At 55.3% G+C, this 12,241-nt stretch carries 11 protein-coding genes; 6 read left to right on the top strand and 5 right to left on the bottom strand.

Annotation, left to right across the window (positions count from 1 at the left end; translation table 11 throughout):
• Nucleotides 1-3: 3 nt before the first annotated feature.
• The gene (gene ribA / locus CKQ53_RS12885; protein WP_085653299.1) at nt 4-597 is read right to left on the bottom strand and encodes a GTP cyclohydrolase II; all 594 of its coding nucleotides are present in this window, start codon (nt 595-597) and stop codon (nt 4-6) included.
• Between the two features lie 265 nt (nt 598-862).
• Here ribA and pgpB point away from each other — a divergent pair, with 265 nt between their 5' ends.
• The 5 genes from pgpB (at nt 863) to yciH (ending at nt 4,640) form a co-directional block, all read left to right on the top strand.
• Complete coding sequence (gene pgpB / locus CKQ53_RS12890) at nt 863-1,642, top strand: phosphatidylglycerophosphatase B (RefSeq protein WP_118895053.1); 780 nt, start codon at nt 863-865, stop codon at nt 1,640-1,642.
• A gap of 179 nt (nt 1,643-1,821) precedes the next feature.
• On the top strand, nt 1,822-2,127 hold the full coding sequence (locus tag CKQ53_RS12895; RefSeq protein ID WP_026740275.1) for a LapA family protein: 306 nt from the start codon (nt 1,822-1,824) through the stop codon (nt 2,125-2,127).
• Between the two features lie 13 nt (nt 2,128-2,140).
• Nucleotides 2,141-3,310, top strand: a complete 1,170-nt coding sequence (gene lapB / locus CKQ53_RS12900) for a lipopolysaccharide assembly protein LapB (protein WP_094118019.1) — start codon at nt 2,141-2,143, stop codon at nt 3,308-3,310.
• Nucleotides 3,311-3,576: 266 nt separating this feature from the next.
• A complete protein-coding gene (gene pyrF / locus CKQ53_RS12905; RefSeq protein ID WP_094118020.1) occupies nt 3,577-4,308 on the top strand; it encodes an orotidine-5'-phosphate decarboxylase in 732 nt (243 codons plus the stop codon).
• Nucleotides 4,309-4,310: 2 nt separating this feature from the next.
• The gene (yciH, locus tag CKQ53_RS12910) at nt 4,311-4,640 is read left to right on the top strand and encodes a stress response translation initiation inhibitor YciH (protein ID WP_085653274.1); all 330 of its coding nucleotides are present in this window, start codon (nt 4,311-4,313) and stop codon (nt 4,638-4,640) included.
• Nucleotides 4,641-4,694: 54 nt separating this feature from the next.
• Here the strand turns inward: yciH and osmB are convergent, their stop codons facing one another.
• The 4 genes from osmB to CKQ53_RS12925 form a co-directional block, all read right to left on the bottom strand.
• On the bottom strand, nt 4,695-4,910 hold the full coding sequence (osmB, locus tag CKQ53_RS12915; protein ID WP_094118021.1) for an osmotically-inducible lipoprotein OsmB: 216 nt from the start codon (nt 4,908-4,910) through the stop codon (nt 4,695-4,697).
• A gap of 555 nt (nt 4,911-5,465) precedes the next feature.
• Entirely contained in the window at nt 5,466-5,600 is a 135-nt protein-coding gene (locus CKQ53_RS18935) for a hypothetical protein (protein WP_254901537.1), read from the bottom strand.
• 357 nt (nt 5,601-5,957) lie between these two features.
• Nucleotides 5,958-7,889, bottom strand: a complete 1,932-nt coding sequence (locus CKQ53_RS12920) for an exoribonuclease II (protein ID WP_118895055.1) — start codon at nt 7,887-7,889, stop codon at nt 5,958-5,960.
• A 183-nt stretch (nt 7,890-8,072) separates the two neighbouring features.
• Nucleotides 8,073-10,382, bottom strand: coding sequence for an FdhF/YdeP family oxidoreductase (locus tag CKQ53_RS12925; RefSeq protein ID WP_085653301.1), 2,310 nt, complete (start codon nt 10,380-10,382; stop codon nt 8,073-8,075).
• A gap of 249 nt (nt 10,383-10,631) precedes the next feature.
• Between CKQ53_RS12925 and CKQ53_RS12930 the strand changes: the two genes are divergently transcribed.
• On the top strand, nt 10,632-12,224 hold the full coding sequence (locus CKQ53_RS12930; protein ID WP_085653278.1) for a PTS transporter subunit EIIC: 1,593 nt from the start codon (nt 10,632-10,634) through the stop codon (nt 12,222-12,224).
• Nucleotides 12,225-12,241 lie beyond the last annotated feature (17 nt).

The following is a 12,241-nucleotide window of genomic DNA, read 5'->3' on the forward strand; positions in this document are numbered from 1 at the left end:
GCGCTATTTGCCTTCCAGCAGGTGGCCCATCTTGGCGGCTTTGGTCGCCATGTAACGTTCGTTTTTCGGATTTTGCCCCACAACCAGCGGCACGCGTTCGACGATGTTGATGCCCGCTTCGGTCAAAGTTTTTACCTTCTGCGGGTTGTTGGTGAGCAACCGAACCTGCGCGACCCCCAACAGCTTGAACATATCCGCACAGGGTGTGAAGTCGCGTTCATCCGCGGCGAAACCTAACTGATGATTCGCTTCAACGGTATCTGCGCCTTTGTCCTGCAAGGCGTAGGCGCGGATTTTGTTCAGCAGACCGATGTTGCGGCCTTCCTGACGATGATAGAGCAGTACCCCGCGGCCAGCTTCGGCAATCTGATTCAGCGCGGCTTCGAGTTGAAAACCACAGTCGCAGCGCAGGCTAAACAGCGCGTCGCCCGTCAGGCATTCAGAATGAACGCGGGCCAGCACAGGCTCGGAGCCGGAGATATCGCCATACACCAACGCAAGGTGGTCATGCCCGGTCGCGGTTTCTTCAAAGCCTACCATCAGGAAATCGCCCCACGGCGTGGGTAATTTGGCTTCGGCGACCCGTTTTAGCTGCATGTTAATCTCCAACATAAAAAAGACAGAGTGCATCCTACTACTTTTGCTCAAAACCTCTATAGCAGGCTAACAAAAGACCGGATGAATGGCGGTTTTTTAGGCTGGTGGGACTTATCAGAGGCAAAACAAAGCCTACACTTACTCACTTAGCCGTTGACGTAACCGAAAGGTATTTTACGTCATACTAAACGCCTATGCCTTCTTTTCTGGTAATATCGGAAAAATTTCATTGGTTTTATATCCCTCTGAATTATAGGGAGAATTGATGTACGGAATCACTAAAAGAGTCACCATTGGCGCGCTGTTGCTGCTAATAATGCCCCTTGTGGTCTGGCTGAGCGGTTGGCAATGGCATCCACACCTCACCGGAGGGTGGCTACGTGTGCTGTTCTGGATCACGGAAACGGTGACCTCGCCGTGGGGCGTGGTGACGAGCGTTGTACTGTCGCTTTGGTTTTTGTGGTGTCTGCGTTTCAGCCTGAAACCAGCGCTGGGCGTGTTCGCGATTCTTATTGTGACCATCTGCATCGGGCAAGGGGTGAAGTCGGCGATCAAAGGTTGGGTTCAGGAACCCAGACCCTTTGTGGAGTGGCTTGAACAAAGTCATCAGGTCGATGAGCGTCATTTCTACTCTTTGCCGCGATCCGAACGGTCTTCTTTGATAAAAAACCAGCTTCAAGACGATCAACAGCTACCGAAATGGTTACGTCACCACTGGCAGGCGGAGACCGGGTTTGCTTTCCCGTCAGGACATACGATGTTTGCAGCCTCCTGGGCGTTGTTGGCGGTCGGCCTGCTGTGGGCGCGTCGTCACTATATCACCGTCGCGATCGTCATGATCTGGGCTACGGCCGTCATGGGAAGTCGTTTGGCGTTGGGGATGCACTGGCCTCAGGACCTAATGATGGCGACGGCGATCAGCTGGTTGCTGGTTTTGGTCGCGACCTGGCTGGCCTCACGCTGGTGTGGTCCTCTGACCGCAGCCGAGGTTGATGCTGAGCAATCTCAGCAATCTGTGACGTTGTCACATAAGGGCGACATTTAAGTTTACTATGGCATAATCGGAACCCCTCAGGTCAATCGAAGAGGGGCTTTCCCGTGGCACTCCCACCGCTGTTTTTCTCGTGAGTTTCCCACGTCGGGGCGGAAGTGCTAACTTAAATGGGGTCCGATGCCATTTTTGGCATAATTCATTTATTTCAAGCGATATCACAGGAAAAAGACGTGAAATATTTGCTGATTTTTTTACTCGTGTTGGCGATCTTCATTGTGGCTATCACGCTGGGAGCACATAACGATCAGGTCGTTACCTTTAGTTACCTTATCGCGCAGGGGCAATACCGTCTGTCAACGCTGTTAGCGACGTTGTTTGCCGCTGGGTTTGTGCTGGGATGGGTCATTTGCGGACTGTTTTATCTGCGTTTACGCATTGCGCTAGGCCGTGAACAACGTAAAATCAAACGTCTTGAGCAGCAACTGCCCGACTCGGATGAGAGCAAAACGGTCTCTCCCGAGCCAGTGACCCACTAAGGAATGATTTTTTATGCTTGAACTGCTGTTTCTGTTGTTGCCCGTTGCTGCCGCATACGGTTGGTACATGGGCCGCAGGAGTGTACAGCAGGACAAACAGGATGAGGCGAACCGCCTGTCGCGCGAGTACGTGACGGGCGTGAACTTCCTGCTATCCAACCAGCAGGATAAGGCCGTTGAACTATTCCTTGATATGCTCAAGGACGACAGCAACACCTTCGAAGCACATCTGACGCTCGGTAATCTGTTTCGCTCCCGCGGCGAGGTGGACCGGGCTATCCGTATCCACCAGGCGTTGACCGAAAGCGCCTCTCTCAGTTTCGAACAACGCCTGCTCGCCGTGCAACAGCTGGGCCGTGACTATATGACGGCTGGGCTGTATGACCGTGCTGAAGAGATTTTTAATCAGCTGGTGGACGAGGAAGATTTTCGTCTGACGGCGCTCCAGCAGTTATTACAGATCCATCAGTCGACCAGTGACTGGCAAAATGCGATTGAGACGGCCGAAAAGCTGGTCAAGCTCGGAAAAGAACATTTGCGCAGCGAGATTGCACATTTTTACTGTGAGCTGGCGTTGCAGGCGATGGGCAGCGACGATCTCGAAAAAGCATTGTCTTTGCTGAAGAAAGCGGCGGCGTCAGACAAGCTTTGCGCGCGAACGTCCATCATGATGGGACGTATTTACATGGCGCAGCAGCAGTATGCCAAAGCGGTGACGGCCTTACGACAGGTGCTGGATCAAGATAAAGACATCGTGACGGAAACGCTGCCGATGCTTCAGGAGTGTTATCAGCATCTGGATCAGCCACTGGAATGGGCGATGTTTCTGAAACGCTGCGTTGAGGAAAATACCGGTGCGACTGCCGACCTGATGCTGGCGGATATTCTGGAAAATGAAGAAGGGCCTGAAGTGGCTCAGGTCTATATCAACCGGCAGTTGCAGCGGCATCCAACCATGCGGGTTTTCCACCGGCTGATGGATTTCCACTTGAGCGAAGCGGAAGAAGGGCGAGCTAAGGACAGCCTGATGGTGCTGCGCGACATGGTGGGTGAGCAAATTCAGACTAAACCGCGCTATCGCTGTCACAAGTGCGGATTCGCCTCCCAATCGCTGTACTGGCATTGTCCGTCCTGCCGATCCTGGGCCACCATCAAACCCATTCGCGGGCTGGACGGTCAATAACCTTCTTGTCGCAATATCTTGTTGGGTTAAACCCTTATATAGTTACAACATCCTGATTTCATCCCCTCACGGCGCCGAATATCAGCCCTGAATGCATTGTGGTTCAGCAGCCGCTGGGATTTGAGTGTTCGGACATGTAGAATGCGGCGGGAAATTAACGCTCAGTCTCTTGTCGAGGGGAGAGGCTTTCGCCGTGCGTTGATGTGCTGTGCGGCGTTTTCTCCTCGCGATGCTGAATACATATCGACACCTCGGGGGTAACGCCAGTGACAGGCCAAAACGTAACGCAGAAACAGAATTCCCACTCCTCGCCGATTCTGGTTGCCCTTGATTACGCTTCTCAGCGCGATGCCTATGAGTTTGTTGATCGCATCGATCCTCAAAGCTGCCGGTTAAAAGTCGGCAAAGAGATGTTTACGCTATTCGGGCCATCTCTGGTCAAAGCGCTGCAACAGCGCGGCTTCGATATTTTTCTCGATTTAAAATTCCACGACATTCCCAATACGACGGCGCGTGCGGTAGCCGCGGCGGCGGAACTGGGGGTATGGATGGTCAATGTGCATGCCAGCGGCGGCGCGCGCATGATGCAAGCGGCTAAAGAAGCATTACTGCCGTACGGCGCTGACGCACCTTTGCTGGTTGCCGTCACGGTATTGACCAGTATGGACGAGGACGATCTGCGCGGATTGGGGATCACGCTGTCTCCGGCCGAGCAGGCCGAACGGCTGGCGGTGCTGACACAGCAATGCGGGCTGGATGGCGTCGTCTGTTCGGCGCACGAAGCCGAACGCCTCAAACAGCGCTGCGGCGCCGCATTTCAGCTGGTCACGCCGGGGATTCGCCCGGTCGGTAGTGCGGCAGGCGACCAGCGCAGAATTATGACCCCAGAACAGGCGAAGCAGGCCGGAGTAGACTATATGGTGATTGGTCGTCCGATCACCCAGTCGGCCAACCCGGCGCAAACGCTGAAAGATATTCTGGCGACGTTAGGAGAGTGAATATGAGTTTTCGTGACGATAACCCACTGGTTTATTCGACGGAGAGCGGACGCATTGCGGAAAAAACGGTGCCCGCCGAACGTCCAAAAGGCGATGGCGTCATACGTATACAGCGTCAGACCAGTGGTCGTAAAGGTAAGGGCGTGTGCGTAATTACGGGTATTGACCTTGATGATGACGCATTGCAAAAACTGGCGGCAGAATTGAAGAAAAAGTGCGGTTGCGGAGGCTCGCTGAAAGACGGCGTGATCGAAATACAGGGCGATAAGCGTGACGTGCTGAAACAGCTGCTGGAAGCAAAAGGAATGAAAGTGAAGCTGGCGGGGGGATAAGCGCGGGCTAAATAGTGCTGGGCAGGTCCGGTGACGGAAACCTGCCCAGAAGAATTATCTTTTGACTTCGTGGCCGATGACGCCGCCAAGCGCCGCGCCACCCAGCGTACCGAGCGTACTGCCGCCGGTCAGAACGGCACCGCCCACAGCACCCACGCCTGCGCCGATGGCCGTATTGCGATCGCGTTTAGACATATTGGAACAACCGGTCAGGCTTCCTGCCATGACTATCGCAAGTACCGTAACTGCCAATGCCTTATTTACTCTCATGGTCTTCTCCTGTTGATGCCATCTTATGGTGGAATAAGCGGCGTATGACCGCTTTTTCATAAGAAAATAGGGTGCTGGCATCATGCTGTAAAATTAACTACGACTTACTCACTTTTTGTTACCTGAGACGCAGTATAAATATCGGCAGAATTTACGATAGGTAAAAACTCTTAATTCTAGTTATCCCATAGATCACTTTGTGCTATCCGCATCACCACTGCTTTTCGCCGCCATCTTTTCTTTCTTAATTGTATGTTTTGTAAGGCGACAACCTCTCAAATGAACAACGATAACCAGTGGCAACAAGTCACAATGTAACTGATAAACAAGGGCCGCCGTAGCAAGTTATGACGTAGCCAGGTCATCGCTTCCCCCTTGTCAAAGGGACTTACAAGTGAACTTAAGCATCATTAAGCGGTAGAAGGCGGAAAGATTGCCGCATCAGGCTCATGCCTGAATAAACATAAGATTTGTTAATTAATTTTGGGGGTTGTACAACATAAAGCAGGAGGGTGAGAGAAAAGGGTCAACCCGCCATAATAGCGGGTTAAATGCTTAGAAAGAACAATGGCCCCCTTTATGATGAGCGCCGGTTCCGCCATGAGGATGCTGCCCTTTGGGGCAGGCAATAGCTGAGACGGAGAATGTGCCAATGAGGGTAATTAACAACAGTGCTGCGATCTTTTTCATTATTTTTTCCTTTATTAGATTGCTGTGAAAGTGTGCGATTTTAGTATGCGCCGCTCAAGCCAGTCAGGTAAGCCTGATATTTGATCAGTAAGTAATGCTTTACCTTTCTCTGGGACACCGGGATTTTGCCCTACGAGCAGGCAGTGATGTGCGGGAGAGTTAAACGATAAGGCAGGGGCACGGATACGGGGCACGCAGAATGCTGCGATTAATCAGATCACGAACGTGTTCATCGCTTTTGTCTTGGTCAGAAGTATGACGATGACGAGGGAATCAGCAGTAGAAGAACGGGAAAAGGGAGTTGGTGGGGAGTAAACGACTGACGCCATCAGGAAGTCCCGATGGCGTCATGACGACTTAGGCCGCCGGTTTAGCGATGATGCTGCGCGTTTCGAGACGCACTTCCTTCAGCATCACATCCAGCTTATCGCTCTGGCGGTAGACGACCTCACCTTTGATGGTGACGGTGCCCGTGTCCTGACTGCAGACCAACTCGTCGCGGACGGCATGGATGAACGAGGCCGGGATAAATGCCGTCGCGCCGTTGTCCAGCAGACGCACTCGCAGGCCACCACGCGTAACGTCCATGATCTCTGCCAAGAAGCGTGCGTCGGTGCCAGCATGCGGCTTCAGATAACGAGCGTACAGCCAATCGCTGACGTCGCGTTCGGCCATACGATTGAGGCGACGACGTTCCGCCAGCTGAACGGTGACCTCATCCCGCGGTTTCTCAGCGGACTGGCCGGTGATAATCGCTTTCAACAGGCGATGGTTCACCATATCTCCGTATTTACGGATAGGTGACGTCCAGGTGGCGTAGGCTTCCAATCCCAGACCGAAATGAGGGCCCGGCTCAGTGCTGATTTCCGCAAACGACTGGAAGCGGCGCATGCGGCTATCCAGGAACTGCGTCGGCAGGGCGTCCAACTGGCGACGCAACACGCAGAAGCCTTCCAGCGTCAGTATCTGCTGCGGGTCGGCCTGAATCTCATTGCTTTCCAGAATGGCGACGGCCTGTTCTACCGTGACCGGATCGAACCCGTTGTGGATGTTGTAAATCCCGAAGCCCAGCTTTTCGCGCAGTACGATAGCCGCACAGACGTTGGCCGCGATCATGGCTTCTTCAACAATACGATTCGCGATGCGGCGCGGTTCGACCACGATATCCAGCACTTCGCCTTTTTCTCCCAGCAGGAAGCGATAGTCCGGGCGGTCTTTGAACACCAGCGCGTTCGTGGTGCGCCATGCGCTGCGCAGCTGCGACATCTTGTGCAGCAGGCGGATCTGAGTCGCGATAGCCTCGTTTTCTGGCTGCCACTCTCCCTTTTGCTCCAGCCAGTCGGACACTTCGTCGTAGACCAGTTTGGCGCGGGATTCGATCCAGGCGGCAAAGAACTGAATGTCGCTCATCGCCCCATCAGCGGCCAACGTGACGCGGCAGGCCATGACCGGACGGCGTTCCTGCGGGCGCAGGGAGCAAATATCGTCCGACAAGTGGCGCGGCAGCATAGGAATGTTGAAACCGGGCAGATAGTTAGTGAACGCGCGTTTGCACGCGACCGTATCCAGCTCGCTGTCGGCCGGCACATAGGCCGTTGGATCGGCGATCGCCACGGTCATTTCCAGCGTGCCGTCGCCGTTGTCGCGGACATACAGCGCGTCATCCATATCTTCGGTACTCGCGCTGTCGATGGTGACAAAATCCAGCGCGGTTAAGTCTTCACGCGTGAGTTCGCCATCATTCATCTCGGCGGCGTCGTGCTCCGGCGCGTTACGCTCCAAATTATGACGTGACAATGTCACCCACCACGGCGCCAGCGGATCGTCGCCAGTGGTAATGTATTCTGTGATTTCCGCATGGAAATTACGGTCGCCTTTGAGCGGGTGGCGGCGCATTTCTGCGACCGCCCAGTCGCCGTCCTGAATCTCGTGGTCCAGTTGACGCGCCACTCGGCAGCTGATCGCATCCTTGAGCAAAGGATGGTCCGGGGTGATCGACAGGCGGTCGTCTTTCTTCTGGACGCGGCCGACAAAACGGGTCAGAAACGGTTCGATCAGCGATTCCGGCTCGGCGATTTCACGATCTTTTTCGGTATGCAGCGTTGCAACGATGCGGTCGCCGTGCATCACTTTTTTCATGTGCGGCGGCGGGATGAAGTAGCTCTTCTGTGCTTCGGCTTCAAGAAAACCAAATCCCTTATCGGTGCCTTTTACGACGCCTTCTACACGTGGCGTCTTAGAGTGGAGTTGCTGTTTAAGCTGTGCAAGCAGCGGATTATCTTGAAACATAGCGTCCAGAAATGCGGTTAAAGGTGGTTTTAGCGGCACACAGTTTTACGCGAATCGTGCCCCGGCGGCAAGCGTTGATCGGGGGCTCCGGCAAGATTTGCCGACCGTGACGAGAGGGGAAAAAGACGGCTCCGGCGGCCGCATAAGCACGTATGCTTCTCATGCCGCCGGTGACGCCTTTCGTCAGGCTATCCTCTGCAGCGGTTGGGCATCGCTACGGGTCACGCGCACGGGAATCGATTTGGAGGTTGGGGTAAACGTCTGGTCGCCGTAGCTGGAGAGCGGAACCAGCGGATTGGTTTCCGGGTAGTAGGCGGCCAGATTCCCTCGTGGGATCGCATATTCGACCAGTCGGAAACCGCTGACTTTCCGGGTAATGCCGTCATGCCACAACGTTTCGATATCGACCCGATCGCCATCCTGAAGCCCCAGCGCGGCGATATCGTCCGGGTGCATGAACAGCACCTCTCGCTGGCCGTAAACGCCCCGATAGCGGTCGTCCAGTCCGTAAATCGTGGTGTTGTACTGATCATGGGAGCGCAGAGTCTGCAAAGTAAACGGCGCCCGCACGCCGTCCTGCTCGGGTACCACGCTGGTCGGCAGCGGCGCGCAGCTGAACGTGGCTTTCTTGCTTGGGGTGTTGAAGCGTAATTCGGCGGCGGCGTTGCCCAGATAGAAACCGCCAGGCTCTGCGCAGCGCTGGTTAAAGTCGGCAAAGCCCGGCAGGGTCGCGGCAATGTGGTCGCGGATCAAATCGTAGTTCCCGGCTAATGCCAGCCAATCCACCTTGTCGTTGCCCATGACCGTGTGGGCGATACCGGCGACGATGGCTGTCTCGGAACGCTGTTGAGGCGAGAGCGGTTGCCCGACGCCTTCTGAGGCGTGCACCATGCTGAAAGAGTCTTCAACGGTAATGTACTGAGGACCGGTCGTCTGAACATCCTGATCAGTCCGTCCGAGCGTGGGCAGAATCAGGGATTCTTGCCGACCGGTGGTCAAATGGCTGCGGTTCAGTTTGGTGCTGATATAGACGGTCAGATCGCAGCGGCCGATGGCGTCTGCGGTACGCAGACTGTCCGGCGCGGCGGCGGCCAGATTCCCGCCCAGCGCAATCAGCACTTTGATCTCATCCCGCAGCATGGCTTCGATAGCCTGAACGGTGTTATGCCCGTGTTCGCGCGGCGGGGTAAAGTCGAAATGCGCCGCAAGGCTGTCCAGCATCGCCCCCGACGGATTTTCATCAATCCCCATCGTACGGTTGCCCTGTACGTTGCTGTGTCCGCGGACCGGGCACAGGCCTGCGCCCGGTTTGCCCAACTGGCCAAACAGCAATTGCAGGTTGACGATCTCCCTGACGGTCGCCACGGAGTGTTTGTGCTGGGTGATACCCATCGCCCAGGTACAAATGACACGCGGGGAGTTCAGGTACAGCTCGGCGACATGACGCAGCTGCGCTTCGCTCAGGCCGGACTGTTCGACGATATGGGCCCAGCTCGTCGCATCGACCTGCTCAAGATAGGCCTCGACCCCGTCAGTGTGGCTGTCGACAAAAGTCTGATCGAAGATACCGGGCTCTCCGGCGGCCAGACGCAGACGCTGCGTTTCCAGCAAGGTTTTAACGATGCCGCGGACGGCGGCCATATCGCCGCCTAAGTTCGGCTGCAGGTAGGTATCGCTAATCCTGCCCGACAGCGGTGTCAGCATCTCTACCGGGCTTTGCGGATCGGTAAAGCGTTCCAGTCCGCGTTCGCGCAGGGTATTGAACGTGATCACGTGTGCGCCGCGCGCGGCGGCGGAGCGCAGGCTGTGCAGCATGCGCGGATGGTTGGTGCCGGGATTTTGGCCGAACACCAGAATGGCGTCGGCATGATTGAAGTCGTCCAGCCGTACGGTGCCTTTACCGATCCCGATGCTTTGTTTCAAGCCGGTGCCGCTCGCTTCGTGGCACATATTGGAACAATCCGGGAAATTATTGGTGCCCATCATTCGGCCGAACAGCTGATAGATATAGGAGACCTCATTGCTGGCGCGTCCGGACGTGTACAGCTCCATTTGGTTAGGGTTATCCAGTCCGTGAATATGATGCGCGATCAGCGCAAACGCCTGTTCCCAGGTGATGGGAACGTAGTGATCGGTGTGACGATCGTAGCGCATCGGGTGCGTCAGACGTCCCTGATATTCCAGAAAATAGTCGCTCTGGCGACGCAGCGTACTGACGCTATGGGCGGCGAAAAACTCAGGCCCAGCCGCTTTGCGCGTGGCTTCCCAACTTACGGCCTTAGCACCGTTTTCGCAGAAGCTGAAGGTGCTGTGGTTATCGTCGCCCCAGGCGCAGCCGGGACAGTCGAATCCCCGGGGTTTATTGACCCGCATCAAGTTTCGAATATTTTTGAAGGCTTCTTTGCTGTCCAGAACGTAACGCGTAGTGGCTTCCAGCGAGCCCCAACCTCCCGCGGCGCGGCGGTATGGCTTGATTTCTGGTTTAAATTTCATCATAGGATGTGCTGGCCATATTGTTTTTAATATGTGAATGGATTTTTAAGGAATTGGGGTTAGACGTTAAGTCTAGGATCGCCGGGCAGGAACGTCTAATCAAATACGGCAATCGCGAGATAGAGGAGGGTTATCGCAAATAAAGTGTGACCAAGGACGGAATCTTGATCTTTTTGTCTAGTTGTATATACAAATTTTGTTATTTTCCGGCTATTCCTTAATCAGAACGAAAAACAGGAAGGGCAAATAATGAAAGATCTTGGCAATAAGGTTCACGCCTTTGGTAAAGCACTCATGATGCCGATTTCGGTCATCGCCGCCGCCGGGATTTTCCTGGGACTGGCGGCGGCGATGCAAAACCCCGCCGTCACCGGCGATGCGTTCACCCACATGCAGATCCCGCAGCTCATCATCGGTTTTATTCGCCAGATCGCCGGTGCGCTGTTCGCCAACCTCCCGTTATTTTTCGCCGTCGCCAGCGCGATAGGTCTGGCTAATGCAGAAAAACCGACGGCAGCGTTTGCCGCCGTCATCGGTTTTATTTCTATGCACGTCGGGGTGCAGGCGACGCTCACCGCTCAGCAACTCACGCCGGTCAGCACCACGGTGGAGGCGTTGACGGCGGGCGGTATGGACCGTACCGCGGCGCTGATGTATGCCGCCGAGTTCACTAAAACGCTGGGGATTTTTACCTATAACATGAGCGTGCTGGGTGGGGTGATCGCCGGTGTGGTGACGGTCATGCTGCACAACCGCTTCTACACGATCGAACTGCCGACGGCGATCAGCTTTTTTGGCGGCCGCCGTTTTGTGCCCATTATTACAGTGGTATGCCTGCCGCTGGTGGGCGTCGGTCTGGCGCTGATTTGGCCGACCATCGGCACTGGCATCGCTTGGGTCGGGGCGTTAATTGGCCACAGCGGTCAGTACGGCGCGTTTCTCTACGGTTTCTCCGAGCGCATTCTTATCCCCACCGGGTTGCACCACATCCTGAACGAAACCGTGCGCTTTACTCCCATTGGTGGCGTCGCGACCGTGGACAGTCAGACGGTGGTCGGCGCGTTGAACATATTTAACACCTCGCTAACGCATCCCGGCGCGGTCAGCGACGAGGTGATCCGTAACGCCACCCAGTTTCTGGCCCAAGGCAAAATTCCCGTCATGATGTTTGGGCTTCCCGGCGCGGCGCTGGCGATGTATCAGTGCGCCCGGCCTGAACATAAAGAACGCGTGAAAGCGCTGATGCTGGCCGGGGGACTGGCGTCTTTCACGACGGGGATCACTGAGCCGCTCGAGTTCTGTTTTATTTTTGTTTCGCCCGTTCTGTATCTGCTGCACGCCGTCCTTAGCGGCCTGTCTTTCATGTTGATGTCTCTGGCCCACCTGATGATCGGCAATATTCAGGGCGGCGCTATCGATCTGGTGGTGTTTGGCATGCTGGGCGGGCTGAAAACCCAGTGGTGGTACGCGGTATTGCTGGGGGCGTTCTACTTCCTGATTTACTACTCCGCGTTCAAGTTCGTGATCAAACGAATGAACGTTGAGACGCCGGGGCGTGAGTCCGACGCGGCGGCATCGCCAGCGGCGGTGAGTGCGGATGAACGTACGCAAACCATTATCGACGGCCTGGGCGGACAGAGCAATATCGCCGAAGTGGACTGCTGTTTTACCCGGCTGCGGGTGCAGGTAAAAGACATCAACCTGGTCGTGGACAACACCCTGATGACGACGGGAGCCAACGGCGTCAAACGGGTAAATGAACATAACGTTCAGGTGATTTACGGGCCGAAAGTGGAAAAAATCGCTCAGGACGTCAAAGCGGCGTTGGGCGTCACGGCGTAATCAAACCTCAACCGGAA

It is taken from the genome of Lonsdalea britannica, assembly GCF_003515985.1.
Taxonomy (GTDB): Bacteria; Pseudomonadota; Gammaproteobacteria; order Enterobacterales; family Enterobacteriaceae; genus Lonsdalea; species Lonsdalea britannica.